At 67.1% G+C, this 17,959-nt stretch carries 20 protein-coding genes; 9 read left to right on the plus strand and 11 right to left on the minus strand.

Annotated elements, in window-relative coordinates:
- The first annotated feature begins 52 nt into the window (after positions 1 to 52).
- Complete coding sequence (rrtA, locus tag AAHB16_RS12160) at positions 53 to 619, plus strand: rhombosortase (protein ID WP_342051013.1); 567 nt, start codon at positions 53 to 55, stop codon at positions 617 to 619.
- 24 nt (positions 620 to 643) lie between these two features.
- Here the strand turns inward: rrtA and mprA are convergent, their stop codons facing one another.
- The 4 genes from mprA to AAHB16_RS12180 form a co-directional block, all read right to left on the minus strand.
- Positions 644 to 2,302, minus strand: coding sequence for an MprA protease, GlyGly-CTERM protein-sorting domain-containing form (mprA, locus tag AAHB16_RS12165; protein ID WP_342050972.1), 1,659 nt, complete (start codon positions 2,300 to 2,302; stop codon positions 644 to 646).
- Positions 2,303 to 2,458: 156 nt separating this feature from the next.
- Positions 2,459 to 2,923 carry a hypothetical protein gene (locus tag AAHB16_RS12170; RefSeq protein ID WP_342051014.1) on the minus strand — a complete coding sequence of 155 codons (465 nt, stop codon included), beginning with the start codon at positions 2,921 to 2,923 and terminating at the stop codon, positions 2,459 to 2,461.
- Positions 2,924 to 2,955: 32 nt separating this feature from the next.
- The gene (gene recN, locus AAHB16_RS12175; RefSeq protein WP_150372289.1) at positions 2,956 to 4,716 is read right to left on the minus strand and encodes a DNA repair protein RecN; all 1,761 of its coding nucleotides are present in this window, start codon (positions 4,714 to 4,716) and stop codon (positions 2,956 to 2,958) included.
- Between the two features lie 71 nt (positions 4,717 to 4,787).
- Positions 4,788 to 5,705 (minus strand): NAD kinase, encoded by a 918-nt coding sequence (locus AAHB16_RS12180; protein ID WP_150372288.1) that lies wholly within the window; start codon positions 5,703 to 5,705, stop codon positions 4,788 to 4,790.
- 101 nt (positions 5,706 to 5,806) lie between these two features.
- Here AAHB16_RS12180 and hrcA point away from each other — a divergent pair, with 101 nt between their 5' ends.
- Genes hrcA through AAHB16_RS12195 form a run of 3 tightly spaced genes read left to right on the plus strand, consistent with a single transcriptional unit; the run spans position 5,807 to position 8,423 of the window.
- The gene (gene hrcA / locus AAHB16_RS12185; protein ID WP_342050973.1) at positions 5,807 to 6,853 is read left to right on the plus strand and encodes a heat-inducible transcriptional repressor HrcA; all 1,047 of its coding nucleotides are present in this window, start codon (positions 5,807 to 5,809) and stop codon (positions 6,851 to 6,853) included.
- A gap of 49 nt (positions 6,854 to 6,902) precedes the next feature.
- On the plus strand, positions 6,903 to 8,018 hold the full coding sequence (gene hemH / locus AAHB16_RS12190; RefSeq protein WP_342050974.1) for a ferrochelatase: 1,116 nt from the start codon (positions 6,903 to 6,905) through the stop codon (positions 8,016 to 8,018).
- A gap of 9 nt (positions 8,019 to 8,027) precedes the next feature.
- Positions 8,028 to 8,423 carry an RNA-binding S4 domain-containing protein gene (locus AAHB16_RS12195; RefSeq protein WP_342050975.1) on the plus strand — a complete coding sequence of 132 codons (396 nt, stop codon included), beginning with the start codon at positions 8,028 to 8,030 and terminating at the stop codon, positions 8,421 to 8,423.
- Between the two features lie 46 nt (positions 8,424 to 8,469).
- Here the strand turns inward: AAHB16_RS12195 and AAHB16_RS12200 are convergent, their stop codons facing one another.
- Positions 8,470 to 8,625 (minus strand): hypothetical protein, encoded by a 156-nt coding sequence (locus AAHB16_RS12200; protein WP_191002123.1) that lies wholly within the window; start codon positions 8,623 to 8,625, stop codon positions 8,470 to 8,472.
- 264 nt (positions 8,626 to 8,889) lie between these two features.
- Here AAHB16_RS12200 and grpE point away from each other — a divergent pair, with 264 nt between their 5' ends.
- From grpE to AAHB16_RS12215, 3 genes are all read left to right on the plus strand, one after another.
- Positions 8,890 to 9,438: a nucleotide exchange factor GrpE gene (gene grpE / locus AAHB16_RS12205; protein WP_150373840.1), complete on the plus strand. Its 549-nt coding sequence runs from the start codon at positions 8,890 to 8,892 to the stop codon at positions 9,436 to 9,438.
- An 82-nt stretch (positions 9,439 to 9,520) separates the two neighbouring features.
- The gene (locus AAHB16_RS12210) at positions 9,521 to 9,958 is read left to right on the plus strand and encodes a thioredoxin family protein (protein ID WP_150372284.1); all 438 of its coding nucleotides are present in this window, start codon (positions 9,521 to 9,523) and stop codon (positions 9,956 to 9,958) included.
- A gap of 14 nt (positions 9,959 to 9,972) precedes the next feature.
- Positions 9,973 to 10,212 (plus strand): hypothetical protein, encoded by a 240-nt coding sequence (locus tag AAHB16_RS12215; RefSeq protein ID WP_342050976.1) that lies wholly within the window; start codon positions 9,973 to 9,975, stop codon positions 10,210 to 10,212.
- 15 nt (positions 10,213 to 10,227) lie between these two features.
- On the opposite strand, the gene AAHB16_RS12220 is transcribed toward AAHB16_RS12215, so the two are convergent.
- Together AAHB16_RS12220 and AAHB16_RS12225 are read right to left on the minus strand one after the other, a co-directional pair.
- On the minus strand, positions 10,228 to 11,577 hold the full coding sequence (locus AAHB16_RS12220) for a phospholipase A (protein ID WP_342050977.1): 1,350 nt from the start codon (positions 11,575 to 11,577) through the stop codon (positions 10,228 to 10,230).
- A gap of 125 nt (positions 11,578 to 11,702) precedes the next feature.
- Positions 11,703 to 12,134, minus strand: a complete 432-nt coding sequence (locus tag AAHB16_RS12225; RefSeq protein WP_150372281.1) for a DUF1841 family protein — start codon at positions 12,132 to 12,134, stop codon at positions 11,703 to 11,705.
- A 121-nt stretch (positions 12,135 to 12,255) separates the two neighbouring features.
- Here AAHB16_RS12225 and AAHB16_RS12230 point away from each other — a divergent pair, with 121 nt between their 5' ends.
- The gene (locus AAHB16_RS12230) at positions 12,256 to 12,843 is read left to right on the plus strand and encodes a malonic semialdehyde reductase (RefSeq protein WP_150372280.1); all 588 of its coding nucleotides are present in this window, start codon (positions 12,256 to 12,258) and stop codon (positions 12,841 to 12,843) included.
- 21 nt (positions 12,844 to 12,864) lie between these two features.
- Here the strand turns inward: AAHB16_RS12230 and nth are convergent, their stop codons facing one another.
- Together nth and rsxB are read right to left on the minus strand one after the other, a co-directional pair.
- Positions 12,865 to 13,509 carry an endonuclease III gene (gene nth, locus AAHB16_RS12235; protein WP_150372279.1) on the minus strand — a complete coding sequence of 215 codons (645 nt, stop codon included), beginning with the start codon at positions 13,507 to 13,509 and terminating at the stop codon, positions 12,865 to 12,867.
- Between the two features lie 7 nt (positions 13,510 to 13,516).
- Positions 13,517 to 14,323, minus strand: a complete 807-nt coding sequence (gene rsxB / locus AAHB16_RS12240) for an electron transport complex subunit RsxB (protein WP_191002235.1) — start codon at positions 14,321 to 14,323, stop codon at positions 13,517 to 13,519.
- A 191-nt stretch (positions 14,324 to 14,514) separates the two neighbouring features.
- Here rsxB and AAHB16_RS12245 point away from each other — a divergent pair, with 191 nt between their 5' ends.
- Entirely contained in the window at positions 14,515 to 15,150 is a 636-nt protein-coding gene (locus AAHB16_RS12245; RefSeq protein WP_150373839.1) for a TetR family transcriptional regulator, read from the plus strand.
- 36 nt (positions 15,151 to 15,186) lie between these two features.
- Here the strand turns inward: AAHB16_RS12245 and AAHB16_RS12250 are convergent, their stop codons facing one another.
- On the minus strand, positions 15,187 to 16,428 hold the full coding sequence (locus AAHB16_RS12250; protein WP_150372277.1) for a polyhydroxyalkanoate depolymerase: 1,242 nt from the start codon (positions 16,426 to 16,428) through the stop codon (positions 15,187 to 15,189).
- A 268-nt stretch (positions 16,429 to 16,696) separates the two neighbouring features.
- Entirely contained in the window at positions 16,697 to 17,893 is a 1,197-nt protein-coding gene (locus AAHB16_RS12255; protein WP_342050978.1) for an amino acid aminotransferase, read from the minus strand.
- Between the last annotated feature and the right edge of the window lie 66 nt (positions 17,894 to 17,959).

A 17,959-nucleotide genomic window follows, 5' to 3' on the forward strand; every position in this document is an offset into this window, starting at 1 on the left:
GCCCACGGCCCCGGCCGCCGGGCCCGCATACCGGCGCACCGGCACCGGCGCGATGGTCCTGACCGTGGCGACCGTGGCCACGCTGTCCGCGCTGTTCACGTTCGTCCCATGGCTCCACGCGCATGGCCTCTACCTGCGCGATGCCGTGCGCGTCGACGGCCAGTGGTGGCGCGTCGTCACGGCGATGTGGGTACACCTGGGCTGGAAACACTGGCTGACCGATGTGGCCGCATGCGGCGGCCTGCTGCTGCTGATCGCCCGCGAAGCGCGACCCCGCGAACTGCTCGCGGTGCTCGCGATCTGCGGTATCGCCACGCAGGTCGCGATGTTGCAGATGGTATCGGTAGGGTGGTACGGCGGCCTGTCCGGCGCGCTGCACGGCCTCGCGCTCTGGGGCGGCCTGAGACTGCTTCAGGCGCCCGGCCTGTCGCGCGTGATCGGCGTGGTGATGTGTGTGGCCGTGCTGGTGAAGGTATGGGCCGAACAGTCATGGCTCGCCGCCATCGTCTTCGACCCCGCCTGGAACTTTGGCGTCGTCCGCTCGGCCCACGCTGCGGGCGCGATCGCGGGCCTTGCGTGCTGGGTGCTGCAGGAATGGTGGAGCAACCGGCGCGGCTAGGCCTGCCGGCTGGCTCCGCTCGGATCAAGCCCGCCGCCGTAACACGAACCCCGCCACACCTGCCGCCACGAGCAGCATCGCCAGCCACGGTGCCATGGCGCCACCGCCGCCACCGCCGCTATCGGTGCTCGGCGTCGCCACCGGCTGCGAAGCCGGCGGCGGCGTGGTGGCCGTCGAAGGCGGATTCGGCGCAAGCGCGACCGCCGCTTCGGCATCGAGCAACCCCGCCCCGCAAACCGCTGTCGACGTCCGCGTGCAGAACGTATTCGCCGGATGCGGGCGCGCGGAGGTTTTCAGCGTCGCGATGATCTGCGTGGGCGTCAGCGAAGGATTGACCGCGAGCATCAGCCCGATCACCCCGGACACCATCGGCGCGGCGAAGCTCGTGCCCTGTGCCGACGACACGTTGTAGGTGGTCGGCGACGACGTCCCGTCGTTGGCCAGCGTGCGAATGAACGACGAGCCGCCCACGCAGGCGCCGTTCTGCACCTTGGAGTTGCCGCATCCGCCGCCCGGCGCGCTGATCGCGACCTCGGGCCCGACGTTGGCGAAACTGGCGTTCTCGCCGTCGTTCGCATGCGCGGTCACGGCAATCGCCCCCGGGCAGTCGGCCGGCGCTTCCACCCCGCCTGCCACTTGCCCCGGCAGGGCATTGCCGGCGGCCGCGACGACCACGGCGCCGCGCGCGGCCAGGTCGGCAATCGCCTGCTGCTCCACCGAGCTGCAGGTCCCGCCTCCCAGACTCACGTTGATCACGCGCGCCGGCGTCGGATTGTCGGGTACCCCCGGCACCGACAGGCCGCCGGCCCACCGCATGCCATCGACGGTATCGGACAGCTGCGCCCCGCACCGCCCGGAGACACGCACCGGCTGGATCAGCGCATTCCAGTCGACACCGGCGATATTGGTCCCGTTGTTGGTGATGGCGCCCAGCACGCTGGCCACACGCGTGCCATGCCACGTGCTGTTCGTCGGCGTGGTCACCGTGCCATCGGAACACACGGTGCCGGCCGGCTCGTTGTCGCCCGGGTCGAGCGGATTGCTGTCGCGGCCATCGCCGTCGTTGGACACGGTCGGCTGCGTGATGAAGTCGTACCCGGGCACGATGCGGCCCGCGAGGTCGGGGTGGGGCAGGTAGCCCGTATCGACCACGGCGATCACGATCGCGTTGGTGCCGCGCGAGCGATCCCACGCCTTGGGGAGATTGACCCCACCCACGGCCACCTGCGGCGACTGGAGGTAGATCTGGTTCGCGACGAACTCGGGATCGCTCGGCACGGTGTCATGCACGCGCAGCCAGCGATCGGGCACCGCATCGGCAATGCGCGGGTCCTTGCGCAGCCGCGCGGCGACGGCCTCGGGATCTTCCCCGGAGGCGTTCGACACCGACAGCAACTGCAGCGCGCCGCCCATCCTGCGCTTGACCGAGAGCGCCACGCCCGTGCTGTCCTGTACCTGCTGCATGCGCCGGGACGTCTCGGCGGTGTTCTCGGACGGTGCCTGCCCGTCGCGCCAGCGCACGATGTAGTTGCCCGTGTAGCGCGGCGCGGGCTTCAGCCGCACCGCGGTGTCCGCATGCGCCGCGACCGGCACGGCCAGCGCGGCCGCCGCGGCCAGAAGCGCCAGCGAAGCCAGCGAAGCCAGCGAAGCCAGCGAAGCCAGCGGAGCCAGCGGAGCCAGCAACGGGCGCCCATCGCGCCATCGCCGCCATCGGCTCGGGCGGTGTGCAATGTTTGACCAGGACATTGACTGCGGCGCTGCTGTGGGCATCGAGGCCTCCTGTGTATGTTCTAGCGACAGCGAGAGATGGTGCGTGGGTAAGCGAGAATCCTGTGCCCGTCAGCCGGGCGGCATATCGCGCGTCTTCGGCATCGTGCGATGCGGCTTGAGCACGCGGTCCGGCTCGGCGGTCTCGATGCGCGGCGCGCCGCGCAGGACCGTCACGGCCTGGTCGAGCGTGGCATCGGTGGACTTGCTGATGGCCGTCACGAGCCACACGCCCCCGGACATCGGCCGCTTGACCACATAGCGGTACGGACCCGTAATGCCCGCGAGCAGCTTGCCCGCGTCCTCGGACACGATCACCTCGGGCGGCGTAAAGCGAACCATGATGTCGCCGATCGCGCGGTCGTCGGTAATGCTGCCCGCCGGCGGCGCATACGAGCGCGACTCGGAGGCACAGCCGGAAATCGCGCCCAGGGCGGCGGTCGCGGCGATGGCCGCGACGGCGGCCTTCGCGGCCAGCGCACGGCGGCGGGGGGCGGAGGGGTCTTGCGCGGAGGGATCTTGTGTTTTGCCAGTCATCATCGTTGTCTTGCTCCTCGGTCCGTCAGTATTTATCCGACCGCGCGCCGCGCGCGCCGGCCTTCCTTGTCGGACTTGTTACCTTTGTTCGTCACGTTGGCGGCGCTTCCGCCGCGGGCGCCCTGTGCAAGCATCTCCTCGGCATGTTGCAGCGTGGTGGCAGTCACGGTCGCGCCGCCGAGCATGCGCGCCGTCTCGGCCACGCGGCCCTCGGCATCGAGCGGCCGGATGCGCGAGCGCGTGATCGGGCCTTCCTTCCCGTCGCCATCGACGGTCTCCTTGCTGACGAGCAGATGCGTGCCCGCCTGCGCGGCCACCTGCGGCAGATGGGTGACGCACAGCACCTGCCGCGCGCGCCCGAGTTCCTGCAGCCGGCGGCCGACCACTTCGGCCACGGCGCCGCCGATACCGGTATCCACCTCGTCGAAGATCAGCGTCGGCGTGGGCGCGGCCTCGCTCGTGATCACCGAAATCGCGAGGCTGATCCGCGCCAGTTCGCCGCCCGACGCCACGCGCGCGAGCGGGCGCGCGGTCACGCCAGCGTGGCCGGCCACGAGGAATTCCACCTGCTCCAGCCCGTAGCTCTGGCCTTCCTCGAGCGCGTTCAGCGCGACCGAGAACGTTCCCCCGGCCATGGAGAGGCCCTGCATGGCCTCGGTCACGGCGGCGGACAGCGCTTCCGCGGCCCGCGCGCGCGCGGCCGACAGATGCTGCGCGAGCGTCAGGTACGCGCCCCGCGCGGCGGCCTCGCGCGCGGCAATCTTGTTCACGTCCTGCGCGGCCTGCAGGTCGTCGAGCTGCTGCCGCCGCGCGAGCAATTCGTCGGGCAGCTGTTCGGGGGGGAGGCGGTATTTGCGCGCGGTGGTGTGCAGCGCCTGCATGCGCGCTTCCACGGCCTGCAGCCGTTCGGGGTCGAGTTCCACGCGATCGACGTAGCGCGAAAGCGAGTGCGCGGCTTCTTCCGCCTGCACCTGGGCCGGCTCCAGCGCGGCCAGCACGTCGTTGAGCGCGGGATCGAGGTCCGCGAGCTGGCGCACCTTCTGCACGAGGCTGTTGAGCGTGGACAGCACCGAGCCGTCGGCCTCGTGCAGCGCGTCCAGCGCGGCGCGGCTGCCGTCGATCAGGCTGGCCGCGTGCGACAGCCGGTTGTATTCGGTCTGGATCTCGTCCCACTCGCCGGGCTGCGGCGCCAGCTTGTCGAGCTCGCCCACCTGCCATTCGAGCCGCTCGCGCTCCAGCTGCATCTCGCGCGATTGCTGCTCGGCGGCCTCGCGCAGCTTCACGCAGGCGCGCCAGGCCCGCCACGCTTCCGCCACGGCGGCGGTCTGCAGCGTCAGCCCCGCGTGGGCGTCGAACAGCAGGCGCTGCGCGTCGGGGCGGAGCAACTGCTGATGCGCATGCTGGCCATGGATATCCACGAGCTGGTCGCCGACCTCGCGCAACTGCGCGAGCGTCGCCGCGGCGCCGTTGATAAAGGCCTTGCCGCGGCCGCTCGCATCGACGGTCCGGCGCAGCAGCACTTCGCCGTTGCCATCGTCACCGCCGAGTTCGCGCTCGGCCAGCCAGGCATCGAGTTCGGGATGCGTGCCGAAGGTCGCGCCGATGCTCGCGCGCGCGGCACCCTCGCGCACCACGCCGGCGTCGGCGCGTTCGCCGAGCACGAGCGCGAGTGCATCGATCAGGATCGACTTGCCGGCACCGGTCTCACCGGTAAAGACCGTGAAGCCGGCGGAGAAGTCGAGGTCGAGCGTATCGACGATGACGAAGTCGCGGATGGACAGGCTGCGCAGCATCGTGGGCGGTGGGCGGGAAGGGTGACGGTGAGAGTGGCGAAAGTGGCCGGCGTGCCGGGGCCCGGGTCGGATCAGAGCCGGTTGTCCTCGGTCGGATACTCGTGCCAGTGCAGTTTCTTGCGCAGCGTGGCGTAGTAGTTGTAGCCGACCGGATGCAGCAATTGCACGGCTTTGTCGGAACGGCGCACGACGATGCGGTCCCCGGGCAGCAGCGACGTCAGCGACTGCATGTCGAAGTTCACGCTGGCGTCGCGCGCGGTCGCCACCTCGATCGTCACCTCCGCGTCATGCGGCAGCACGATCGGCCGGTTCGACAGCGCATGCGGGGCAATTGGCACGAGCACGAGCCCGGAGAGCGTAGGATGCAGGATCGGACCCCCCGCGGACAGCGCGTACGCGGTGGAGCCCGTCGGCGTGGACACGATCAGGCCGTCCGAACGCTGGTTGTACATATGGTAGCCGTCCACCGACACCGAGAGTTCGACCATGCCCGAGATGCCCGAGCGGTTCACCACCACGTCGTTGAGCGCCAGCGCCGTGAAGATGATCTCCTCGTCGCGGATCACCCGCGACTCCACCAGCATCCGCGTCTCGGCCTCGTAATGCCCGGACAGCATGGCGGGCAGCACGGTCGTGACGTCATCGAGCGGGATATCGGTCATGAACCCGAGCCGGCCGTGGTTGACGCCGATCAGCGGCACCCCGGCGCCGGCCAGTTGCCGGGCGATGCCCAGCAGCGTCCCATCGCCGCCGAGCACCACGGCCACGTCGGCGATACGGCCGATTTCCTCCGGCGTCAGCGCCGGATAGCCGGTCAGGCCGGTGGCCTGCGAGGTTTCGCGCTCGAAGACCACATCCTGGCCGTTGCGCGACACGCAGGACGCGATCTCCTCCAGCGGGCCTTCGATCCCGGCGGTGGAGTGGCGGCCCACGAGGGCGATGGTCTTGAACGGCGCGCGCGGCGCGTTGGCTTTGGGGGGTACAGACATGGCGGGATTAGACCATACCGATATGAACGTTGTCAGCAGCCGCTCCGGGGGATGGCGCAAGCCCGCCCAGAGGTGGAAAACTTGATTAGAATCTGGGCATTATGGACGAACGTTCGAAAACCCTTCTCAAGACGCTGATCGAGCGGTATATCGCCGAAGGCCAGCCCGTCGGCTCGCGTACGCTGTCGAAGTACTCGGGCCTCGACCTGTCGCCGGCGACGATCCGCAATGTCATGTCCGATCTCGAGGAGATGGGCTTTATCGCCAGTCCGCATACCTCGGCGGGCCGTATTCCCACGCCGCGCGGCTACCGCCTGTTCGTCGATTCGATGCTGACCGCGCGCCCGCTGGACCGGGCGCCCGAACTCGCGGCGCAGCTGGCGGACCTGGCCGGGCAGATCCAGGGCCAGCTGGCGGGGCCGCAGCAGACCCCGCAGCGCATGATCACGACGGCCGCGCATACGCTCTCGAACCTGTCCCACTTTGCCGGCGTGGTCATGACCCCGCGCCGCGCGCAGTCGTTCCGGCAGGTCGAATTCATGCGGCTGTCGGAAAAGCGCATCCTGCTGATCATCGTCAGTCCCGAGGGCGATGTGCAGAACCGCATCATCCAGACCGAACGGCCGTATACCCCGGCGCAGCTGATCGAGGCCGCCAACTACTTCAACACGCACTACACGGGCATGAGCTTCGACGCCGTGCGTAACCATATGCGCGTGGAACTGCAGGACCTGCGGCGCGACATGTCGTCGCTGATGCAGGCCGCGGTGGAGGCGGGCAGCAGCGCGATGGCCGAGGAAGACGATCAGGTCTTTATCTCGGGCGAGCGCAAGCTGCTCGAGGTCGAGGATCTCGCCTCGAGCATGGACAAGCTGCGCCGCCTGTTCGACGTGTTCGAGCACAAGACCAATCTGTTGCAGTTGCTGGACGTGTCCAGCCACGCGCAGGGCGTGCAGATCTTTATCGGCGGGGAAAGCCAGCTCGTGCCGCTCGAGGACATGGCCGTGATTACCGCGCCGTACGAGGTGGATGGCCAGATCGTCGGCACCCTCGGGGTGATCGGCCCCACGCGCATGGCCTACGAGCGCGTGATTCCCATCGTGGATATCACCGCGCGGCTGCTGTCCAGCGCGCTGAGCCAGAACTGAACGCCAGCGCCGCGCCGGCCGCACGGCCCGCGGCGCCAACGGAAACTCTATGACGTTTGCACCGGAACCGACCTACCAGCATGGGCAGGCCCCGCGCACCGCGATCCTGCTGATCAACCTGGGCACGCCCGATGCCCCGACGCCGAAAGCGGTCGGCCGCTATCTGGCGCAATTCCTCGGCGACCCGCGCGTGGTCGAGATTCCCCGGATCGCATGGCTGCCGATCCTCCATGGCGTGATCCTGCCGATCCGCTCGCGCGCGTCGGCCATGAAGTACGAGTCGATCTGGCTGCGCGAGGCCCATATGACCGGCTCGCCGCTGCTCGTCTACACCGAGCGGCAGGCCCATGCGCTGCAGCAGCTGATGACCCAGCACGGGCACGATGTCACGGTGGCCTGCGCGATGCGCTACGGCAACCCGTCCATCGGCTCGGTGCTCGAGGCGCTGCGCCGGCAGGGCACCGAACGGATTCTCGTGCTGCCGCTGTATCCGCAGTTCTCGGGCACCACCACGGCCACCGCGTTCGACGAACTGTTCCGCGTGCTCGGCGCGTGGCGTAATCAGCCCGAACTGCGGCTCGTGAAGCATTTTCACGATCATCCGGCCTATATCGGCGCGCTTCACCAGCAGGTCGGCGCATACTGGGCGCAGCACGGCACGCCGGACTTCGCGCGCGGCGACAAGCTGATCCTGTCGTTCCACGGGCTGCCGCGGCGCCTGCTCGATCTCGGCGATCCGTACCATTGCGAATGCCTGAAGACCGGGCGGCTGCTCGGCGAGGCGCTCGGCCTGCAGCCGGGGCAGTACCAGGTCACGTTCCAGTCGCGCTTCGGCAAGGCCGAATGGCTGCAGCCCTATACGGCGCCGACGCTGACGGAACTGGGCCGGGTGGGGACCGCGCGTGTCGATGTGTTCTGCCCGGGGTTTCCTGCGGACTGCATCGAGACGCTCGAGGAGATCGCGATGGAAGGGCAATCGGAGTTCCGGGTCGCCGGCGGGAAGGATTTCCACTTCATCCCGTGCATGAACGACGCACAGCCGTGGATCGTCGGGCTGGCCGAGATCGCGCTGCAACATCTGCAGGGCTGGCCGCTGCGCGCGCCGCATCCGCACGAACTGGACGCGCGCCGCGCGCGGGCGCAGACGCGCGGGGCCGCTGCCTGAGGGCATGACATGCATGTAGATTTCGAATCCGATGCGCGGCTGCGCATCGACAAATGGCTCTGGTGCGCAAGGTTCTTCAAGACGCGCTCGCTGGCGGCGGAGGCCGTGGAGCGTGGCCGCGTCGAAGTGAACGGCCAGGCGGTCAAGAATTCGCGCGAGGTCAGGCCCGGCGACACGATCGTGATCGAGGCGTACCAGCAGCGCTGGGAAATCGTGGTGCGGGGGATTGCCGCCGCGCGGGGCCCGGCATCGGTCGCGCAGACGCTATACGAGGAAACGGCCGCCAGCGCGGCAAAGCGGGAGCAGGCGGCCGAGCAGCGCCGGTATCAGAGCGAGCCGACGGCGCAGCTGCAGGGGCGGCCGACCAAGCGCGACCGGCGCCGGATCGACCATTTCAGGCACTGAGCAGGCACTGAGCAGACACTGGCCTGCGCTGCACCGGTACCGCGCGTCATCGTACGTAGTGAACGAGGTAGTGCTTGAAGACGGCCTTGCCGCTCCCGTACTCGGTTTCGCGCGGGGTAAAGGCACCCGAGACGCAGATAAACACGGTCATCAGCGCCAGCACGGCAATCAGGCAGAACGTCACCACAGGCATCTTGTGCATGACTAACCTTCTGAAGTCGAAATACGAACGATCAACAGAGCGATCCACGCCTACCTCCCGCATCATTTTTGTCATTTTTTCACCATGAATAGTAGTGTGTGCGCCGCAGCAAGGCAATGACGACCCGGTGACGATTCACCCGCGTTTGTAACGGCTTGTTTCGAAGGCTCTGAACCGCCACCCCTTGAAAAACAGCCGCCCGTCGCCAACTGCGCGCTACACTTGCCGATTCCCAAAGCCTTTTTTGCATACAGATTGATCGACATGGAAGAACAGAATCAGACGCCATCTCCCGCTGCCGCAGACGACGCCCAAGCCGCGCCCGGCGCACAGCAAACCGGCGGTGACGACCTGGTCGCGCAACTGACGCAACAGGTCGCCGACCTCGAAGCCAAGGCCAAGGAGCATTACGACCTGCTCCTGCGCGCCACCGCGGAAGGCGAGAACATCCGCCGCCGCGCGCAGGAGGACGTCGCCAAGGCCCACAAGTTCGCGATCGAAAACTTCGCGGACAATCTCCTGCCGGTCATGGACAGCCTGATGGCTGCCCTGGCCGACAACACCAACGATCTCGCCAAGCTGCGCGAAGGCGTGCAACTGACCGCGCGCCAGCTGGCCAGCGCCTTCGAGCGCGGCAAGATCGTCGAACTGAACCCGGTGGGCGAAAAGTTCGACCCGCATCGCCATCAGGCCATCTCGATGGTGCCGTCCGAGCAGGAACCGAACACCGTCGTCAACGTCCTGCAGCGCGGTTACCTGATCGCTGACCGCGTCCTGCGTCCGGCGCTGGTCACGGTCTCGGCCCCGCGCTAAGCCGCCGGACCCGGTTCACGCCAGCCCATCACGAACGCCCGGTGCCCTCGGCCCGGGCGTTCGGCTTTTCAGGAGGTCCTTCATGACCGAACAGACGTCTGCCACCCCGTCCGGCGCGACCGATACCGCCGCGCCCCATCTCGACCACCGAGCCTTCGAGGCATTCGGCATGCGCGAGGTCGATGGCGAAACCATCGACGCGGCCATTGCCGAGGCCGGCGACGACCTCGTCTGCGTGTTCTTCTGGGGCGTGGACTGCTTCAACTGCGAGATGGCCAAGAAGGCCATGCTCGCCAACCCCGAGCCGATCCGCGCGCTCAACGTGCACTGGCTCCATGCCAACGTCTACGCGCACCCGGAACTCGGCCGGCGCTTCGGCCTGCACGGCATTCCGGTCTTCATGTTCTTCCACAAGGGCAAGAAGCTCGGCCGCGCGACGGGCTGGCATGGCCACGGCCAGTTCGCGGCCGCGGTCGGCAACGCGCGCCTCAAGGCCGGCGGCAAACCGCTGGCGGGCTGACCCGTGAACGCCCCGTGAAAGCCTTTATATCGCGCATGCCGCGTCCACCTGTCGCCGGCCTCGTGCTGATCGCGGCCGCATGGACGATGGCCGGATGCACCATCATCAGTGCGACGGCCGCGGTCGGCAGCGCGGCCGTGTCCGTGGCCACCACGGCCGGTTCCGCAGCCGTGAGCGTGGCCTCGACCGCCGTCGAGACCACGTATTCCGTCACGAAAGCCGTGGTGACCAGCGGCGAGGAGGCAGCGCCCTGAGACACTCCGGCGCCGTTATCGGGACAACGCGTAGCCGATGCGGAACTGCCACGGCGACTTCTGGTTGTAGTCGATCAGTGATTCGCCGTAGCCATAGAACCATCCGGCCATCAGATAGCCCGCCGTGCCCGGCACCAGCCGCGCGAGCGGATAGGTCAGTGCCGCATTGACGCTGCCATAGCCCTTGCGCGTGCCCTTGCGCAGCGTGGCGGCCACCTCCCACGAATCGGGTTTGCCATACGCGATATTGAGGTCCATATAGCCGCGATAGTGCGCGATGTCCTCGTTGTCGCTCTTGCCCACGTACGCATACAGCTTCGGCGCGACGCGCCAGTGCCAGTCGGTCTGATCGCCGAAGTACATCGTCGGCGTCACGAACAGCGTGTTGATGCCGCGCGAGCTGTCGCCGCCCAGCCCGTTCGATTCATGCTCGAAACCCGTGGCGACCGACAGCCGGCTGATGACGCTGTTGCGGACGCCCGTATCGGACAGGTAGTAATAGAGGCTCGGCCGGTAGTTGGTGTCGCGGAAAGGCCGCGATTCGCCGCTCAGGTCCCAGAGCGAGAACTGCGTGTAGCCGAAATACAGGTTGTCGAGCACGGACTTCGACGCCGGGTCCTTGCCCTCGAAGATCCGGAACTTGAAGCTCAGCTGGAATTTCGCGTTCGCGCCGTTATGGCCGCCGAACATGATGTACATCGGCTCGTTGAACGACAGCCGCTGCGCGTCGCGCAGGTCCGCCGGCGCGGGACCGGCCTCGGCGGGCACCGTGGCGACCGTCGTCACGGGCCCCGTGGCGGCATCCGCGGGGGCGATCTCGGGCGCCGTGCCGTTGGCGGGCAGCGGCCCCGCGGCCCTGGGTGCCACGGCGGCAACCGCGGCAGCGCCATTCGCGTCGGCCGCGCGATTCAGCGTCACAAGCACGGGCGCGGCATCGATCCCGGCCACATCGAGCCGCACCTGCCCGCGCAGCGCGTCGGGCCACGGGGCGGTGTAGCGGATCGTGCGCGTCTCGCCATGCCTCAGTTGCAGCACGCCCGGTCCCGCGCCCACGCGGCGCGCTTCCACGCGGATCGGCGCGGTCATGTCGGCCGAGGCGGTCACCGCGAGCGTGGCGGGCACTTCGAAGCGCCGCGTTTCCGCGTCGCCGACGACGAGCAGCGTGACCGTGAGCGGCTGGGTACCGTCCACCACGCGCGGCGGCTGCAGCAAGGTGACGGCGGCCTGTGCCGCGAGCGGCGCAATCAGGAGCGCCGACGCAAGTGCGGCGGCGGTGAGGGAGCGCGTGTGGAGGGCGCGATGCAGCGGCACGCAGAACGGCCGGACGCGAACAGACGCGGCGCGGGAGGGCGCAGTGACGGTCATGGGATGGGCATTGCGCGTCCGGCGCCGAGAGAGTCGGGGCGGCACGCAACCTGTCAGATTGGCAATGCCGCAAAGGCTAGCACGTCACCGCAAAATCACTTGTCAGTGTTTGTCGGACGATGACGTCAGGCACCCGCCCGCCGTTTCACGGCGTCGATGTAGGCCTGGCCATCGGGCGGCAGGCCTGTGCGCTGGGCATTCCAGAGCATTTCGCCCAGGCATTCCATGACCTGATGCTGGGCCTCGTGCGGCGAATCGAGCCGGCGGGCCAGCGCCTCGTAGGCGGCGCGGATGCCGGGCGGCTGGTCGATCGACACCTGTTCGGAGATCGACAGATGCATCGACAGGTGCAGGAACGGATTGGTCTGGCCACGCTCGGGCGTGTACGCCTCGGCCAGCGCGCCTTCGGTATCGGTCAGCAGCTGGTGGTATTCGGGATGCTCGCCGATCCAGTCGACGGCCATGGCCTCGAGCGGCGTCAGGACACTGCCCGCGAGCTGCTTCTGCCAGGCATCGCAGAAGAACCGGCGGACTTCTTCTCGTGAGGGATTGAACATGATGGCCGCCATTGTAGACGATCAAAAGAATTGACGAACTTGCACAACGCCATTGTGCGGCGCGGCGGGACGTGCCGGTAAAATCGCACGGTCTTTTGCCCATAAACAGAGCCGCTACAACATGACAACGATCGATCCGGCCGTGATGGCCAAGCTGTTCACCGAAGCGCGTACCCATAACGTCTGGCAGGACAAGGGCGTCGACGACGCCGTGCTGCGCCAGATCTACGAAGCGATGAAGTTCGGCCCGACCGCCGCCAACAGCACGCCCGCCCGCATCGTCTTCGTGAAGTCGGCTGCGGAGAAGGCCCGCCTCGTGGAGTGTGTGTCGGCCGGCAATGCCGAGAAGACGCGCACCGCGCCAGTGACCGCGATCATCGCGTTCGACAACAACTTCCACGATCAGTTGCCGAAGCTGTTCCCGCATGCCGACGCGCGCTCGTGGTACGCGGGCTCGCCCGAGAAGATCGCGCGCGACGGGCTGATGAACAGCTCGCTGCAGGGCGGCTACTTTATCCTCGCCGCGCGCGCGCTCGGCCTCGATTGCGGCCCGATGGCCGGCTTCGATGCAGCCAGGGTCAACGCCGCGTTCTTCCCCGAGGGCAACTGGTCGGTCAACTTCCTCGTGAACCTGGGGTACGGCGTGGGCGACAAGCTGCATCCGCGCCTGCCGCGCCTGTCGTTCGAGGAAGCCTGCCGCATCGTTTGAGCGGCTTCGGGGGCAAAGCGCTCAGGCCCTGGGCGCTTCCGTCTTTTCCCGAAACTCGCAAAGCGGCTCGATCGCGCAATGCCAGCACTCCGGCTTGCGCGCCTTGCAGACATAACGTCCATGCAGAATCAGCCAGTGGTGCGCGTCATGCAGGAACTCGGCGGGCACCACCTTGAGCAGCTTCTGCTCGACGGCATCGACGTTCTTGCCCGGCGCAATGCCGGTGCGATTCGACACGCGGAAGATATGCGTATCGACCGCGATCGTCGGCTGGCCGAACGCCGTGTTCAGTACCACGTTGGCCGTCTTGCGTCCCACCCCCGGCAGCGCCTCCAGCGCCTCGCGATCGGGCGGCACCTTCCCGCCATGCCGTTCGACCAGAATCCGGCAGGTCTCGATCACGTGTTTCGCCTTGGTCTTGTAGAGGCCGATCGTCTTGATGTAGTCGATCAGTCCGGCCTCGCCGAGCGCGAGCATCTGCTGCGGCGAATGCGCGACCGGAAACAGCTTGCGCGTCGCCTTGTTGACGCCCACGTCGGTCGCCTGCGCGGATAGCAGGACCGCAATCAGCAACTCGAACGGCGAGCTGTACTCGAGCTCGGTGACGGGCGCCGGGTTGATCTCGCGCAGCGTCTCGAAAATGGCGTGAATCTTCTTGGCGTTCATGCGGGCATCAAGGCTTGTCGTTTTTCTTCGGGTCCGGTGTCAATCCGGCCCGCGCGCGGCGCGCCTCGGCCGCATCGATCTGGGCCTGCACCGCGGGCGAGACATCTTCCGTATTGCGCGGGCGTGTGCCAGCCGCCGCCTGCTTCTGCCGCGCGCGCTCGATCGCGGCCTGGATGATGGCCTGCTTGCGCGCCTGCGCGGCGCGTTCCTCGTCGCTCTGCGTCGGTTCCGCGCGCAGCGCTTCGAGCTTTGCGGCCGCCTTGGCCGCCAGTCGCGCGTCGTTTTCCTCGCGCTCGCGCACGAGCCGCACCTTGCGCGCGTCGTAGCGCGCGTGGGCAAGATCGGCCTGCGCCTGCGACCATGCGGCCCAGCCGGTACGCTCGCCCGTTACGGGCACCATGTCGATGCAATCGACGGGGCAGGGCGCCACGCACAGATCGCAGCCCGTGCACCAGTCCGGCAGCACCGTATGCATCTGCTTGGCCGCGCCGACGATTGCATCGACGGGACAGGCCTGGATGCAGAGCGTGCAGCCGATGCACAGGCTTTCGTCGATGCGCGCGACCGCGCGCGGCTGCTCGACACCGCGCGTCGCGTCGAGCGGCAGCGGCGCGGCGCCCAGCGCCGCCGACAGCCGCACGATGCCTTCGGCGCCGCCGGGCGGACACCGGTTCGCGAGCGCTTCGCCCGTCGCCATGGCCTCCGCATACGGGCGGCAGCCATCGAACCCGCACTTCGTGCATTGGGTTTGCGGCAATAGCGCTTCGAGCCGATCGGCAAGGGAGGCAGCGAGGGAGGCAGCGGGTGGGTTCACGACGGGCAAGGCTGGCTTCTGAAGGGCAATCGGGTGAGACGGCCTCTGTGGGCCGTGCGCGGCAAGGATTATCCCCGATTTCGTCCTGACCCAGAATCGGCGAACATGCGGACGATCATACGAAGGTCCCCCGGCGGGGAACCTGACCAAGCGATATGCCATAATCCGCCGCTATGACCGACCCGGAACGCATCACCAACGAGCCTAGAACCAAGCGGGATCCCGAAGGAACGCGGCGCCGCATCCTTGCCGCCGCCACCGAGGAATTCGCCAAGGGCGGTCTCGCCGGCGCCCGCGTCGACCAGATCGCGCGCCGCGCCGAAACCAACGAGCGCATGCTGTACTACTACTACGGCAGCAAGGAGGGGCTGTTCCTTGCCGTACTGGAGAAGCAGTACGCCGAATTCCGCGCCGACGAGGAGCGTCTGCATATCGTCGACGAAGATCCCGTCGCGGCCGTGCGCACGCTGGCCCGTTTCGTATGGGACTGGTATTACCAGCATCCGGAATTCATCCGGCTCGTGAACAGCGAGAACCTGCACGAGGCCAAGCACCTCAAGAAGTCCGCGCAGCTGCATCAGCTCGTGAACCCCGTGGTCAACGTGCTGGCCGACATCATCCGCCGCGGGCAGAAGCAGGGCGTGTTCCGCGAGAACGTCGACGTGCCGCAGTTCTACCTGACCATTTCCGCGCTGGGCTATTACGTGCTGTCGAACCGCTACACGATCAGCGCCGTGATCGGGCGCGACGTCGCATCGCAGGAGGAGCACGAGCGATTCGCCGCCCTCCACACGGATATGTTGCTCAGCTACCTGACGCGGCAATAAGGCGCAAAAAAACGCCCGCGGAAGCGGGCGTTTTTCTTAGCGATACTTGCGAATGAAGTCGCGCAGTTCCGGGTAGATGTTCTCGCGCCAGCGCCGGCCCGAGAAGATCCCGTAATGCCCGCACTTGGGCGCGATCAGATGTTGCTTGCGCGTCTTCGGAATACCCGCGCACAGGTCATGCGCGGCGGCCGTCTGGCCCATGCCCGAGATATCGTCGAGCTCGCCCTCGATCGTCAGCAGCGCGGTGCCCTTGATGTCCTGCGGCCGCACGGGCTCGCCCTCGATCTCCCACGTGCCGTTGGCGAGGCGAAACTCCTGGAACACCTCGCGAATCGTGTCGAGGTAGTACTCGGCGGCCATGTCGAGCACCGCGTTGTACTCGTCGTAGAAGCGCACGTGCGACTCGGCATCGTCCGCATCGCCCTCGACGAGGCTCAGGTAGTAGTCGTAGTGCGACGACAGATGGCGGTCCGGGTTCATCGCGACGAAGCCGGCATGCTGCAGGAAGCCCGGATAGACCTTGCGGCCGTGACCCGGATAGTTCGCCGGCACCGTGTAGATGACGTTGTTCTCGAACCATTCGTACGACTTGTTCGTCGCGAGCGAGTTGACCGCGGTGGGGCTCTTTCGCGCGTCGATCGGGCCGCCCATCATCGTCATCGTGCGCGGCGTCTTCTCGCCGGCCGAGGCCATCAGCGAGATCGCGGCCAGCACCGGCACCGTCGGCTGGCACACGGACACCACGTGCAGCTGGTCGGCGCCGATATGGCGGATGAATTCCTGGATGTAGCGGATGTAGTCCGCCAGATGGAAGTCGCCTTCGTCGATCGGCACCATGCGCGCATCGACCCAGTCCGTCACATAGACCTTGTGGTCCTGGAGCAGGGTGCGCACGGTATCGCGCAGCAGCGTCGAATGGTGGCCCGAGAGCGGCGCGCAAACCAGCACCGTCGGCTCGTCCTTGAGCAGCTTGATGGTGTCGGGATCATCCGCATAACGCTTGAAGCGCACGAGCTTGCAGAAAGGCTTTTCCAGCACCGTCTGCTCGACGATCGGGATGTCGCGCCCGTTGGAACGAACCGACTTGATGTCGAAGGCTGGCTTCTCGTATTCCTTGCCAAGCCGGTACAGCAACTCGTAACCGGCTGCCAGGCGCGGTGCGCCCGGAACGAGCGAAAGGGGGCTGAGGGGATTCGTGAACGTCTTCGCCGTTGCCTGCGCCCACGCTGTCAGCGGGTTCAGAAGCGAGCGCTGGAACTCGTGCAATTGATAAAGCATGCCGGATACCTATACCTTGGTGCCTGTGGTGCCGTATTGTTGGCCCCTCGTTGTGGCGATGGAGGCGCCAACGATTATGCCCGCAATCCATCGATCGTGCTTTGCAGCATATAACTGGAAGTTACATCGCCATGAGGAAAGCACAATAAGACAAACGCCTTAATTCCGCATGAGAATGTCTGACGGACATAAAAAAGGCGACCGGAGGTGATCCTCCGGTCGCCTTTCAGGCTACCTCGGCAGCGGTTTGGCTATCGAGCTTCCTGTTTCAATAAACGGCGGCGATGGCGTTGACCACGGCGTCGATGTTCCGGCTGTTCAGCGCGGCCACGCAGATGCGGCCCGTGCCGACGGCGTAGATGCCGTGCTCGTTGCGCAGGCGATCCACCTGGGCCGACGACAGGCCCGAGTACGAGAACATGCCGCGCTGGGCCTTCACGAACGAGAAGTCGCCCGGCACGCCCTTGGCGGCCAGCTTGTCCACGAGCGCGTTGCGCATCAGCTTGATGCGGTCGCGCATCTCGGCCAGTTCGGCTTCCCACATGGCGCGCAGTTCCGGGCTGTTCAGCACCGTGGCCACCACCGTGCCGCCGTGCGTCGGCGGGTTCGAGTAGTTCGTGCGGATCACGCGCTTGATCTGCGACAGCACGCGTTGCGCTTCGTCCTTGCCGGTCGTCACGATCGACAGGGCACCCACGCGCTCGCCGTACAGCGAGAAGCTCTTCGAGAACGAGCTCGAGACGAAGAACGGCAGGCCCGACTCGGCGAACAGGCGCACGGCGGCGCCGTCGGCGTCGATGCCCTCGGCAAAGCCCTGGTAGGCCATGTCGAGGAACGGGATCAGGTTGCGCGACTTCACGAGTTCCACCACCTGCTTCCACTGGTCGTCCGACAGGTCCACGCCGGTCGGGTTGTGGCAGCATGCGTGCAGCACGACGATCGTGTTGGCCGGGAACGACTTCAGCGATTCCACCATGCCGGCGAAGTTCAGGCCGTGGCTCGGCGCGTCGTAGTACGTGTAGTTGACCACGGGGAAGCCGGCCGCTTCGAACAGCGCGCGGTGGTTCTCCCAGCTCGGGTCGCTGATGGCAACCTTGGCATCGGGGTACAGGCGCTTCAGGAAGTCGGCGCCGATCTTCAGGGCACCGGTGCCACCGAGTGCCTGAGCCGTCACAACACGGCCTTCGGTGATCAGCGGCGATTCCTTGCCGAACAGCAGCGTCTGGACGGCCTGGTCGTAGGCGGCGATACCTTCGATCGGCAGGTAACCGCGCGGGGTGGCGGTGGTCAGGCGTGCCTTCTCGGCTTCCTGCACGGCGCGCAGCAGCGGAATTTTCCCTTCGTCGGTGAAGTACACGCCAACGCCCAGATTCACCTTGGTGGGACGCGTATCGGCGTTGAAGGCTTCATTGAGGCCCAGGATCGGGTCGCGCGGGGCCATCTCGACGGCAGAAAACAAACTCATTTGAGATCTCGTGGTCAGCTGTGTAACAAAACGGAGGGCGTAGAATGCTTCGGACTGCGCTGGCTG

The organism is Cupriavidus sp. OTU4054 (assembly GCF_038440175.1).
GTDB lineage: Bacteria > Pseudomonadota > Gammaproteobacteria > Burkholderiales > Burkholderiaceae > Cupriavidus > Cupriavidus pauculus_D.